General features: G+C 74.1%; 1 protein-coding gene. It reads left to right on the top strand.

Features of this window, described 5'->3' with window-relative positions:
* A partial coding sequence (locus RM590_RS35740; RefSeq protein ID WP_394814044.1) for a glycosyltransferase occupies positions 1–428 on the top strand: 428 nt, incomplete at both ends.

Raw genomic sequence — 428 nt, 5'->3', positions numbered from 1 at the left:
AGGCCGCCGCCCGCATGGTGCAGCTGCCGCCCGGGGTCGACGAGAAGACCTTCCACCCCGGCTCCGGCGGCGACGAGGTGCGCGCCCGGCTCGGGCTGACCGACCGCCCGGTGGTCGTGTGCGTCTCGCGGCTCGTGCCGCGCAAGGGCCAGGACACGCTGATCCGCGCCATGCCCGCGATTCTCGCCGCCGAGCCGGACGCCGTCCTGCTGATCGACGACCGCGCGGTCATCCACCACCGGGTGCCCGCGGCACGTGAGCACTTCGGGTACTTCCGCGCGCGCACCTACGCCGAGGGACTCTCCAAAGCACTGGTGGCGCGAAGTGTCGGCGTGGGCAAGGGACTTGAGTCCGAACGCCGGTACACCACCCGGGTGCTGCCCGCCGGCGTCGTGCGCGGGCTGCGGGACGCCGTACTGGCCCGTCCC

Origin of the sequence: Streptomyces litchfieldiae, from assembly GCF_031845365.1 — a bacterium.
Taxonomy (GTDB): Bacteria; Actinomycetota; Actinomycetes; order Streptomycetales; family Streptomycetaceae; genus Streptomyces; species Streptomyces litchfieldiae.
The sequence above is the reverse complement of the archived record's forward strand: the minus strand, read 5'-3'. Positions and strand labels throughout refer to the sequence as shown.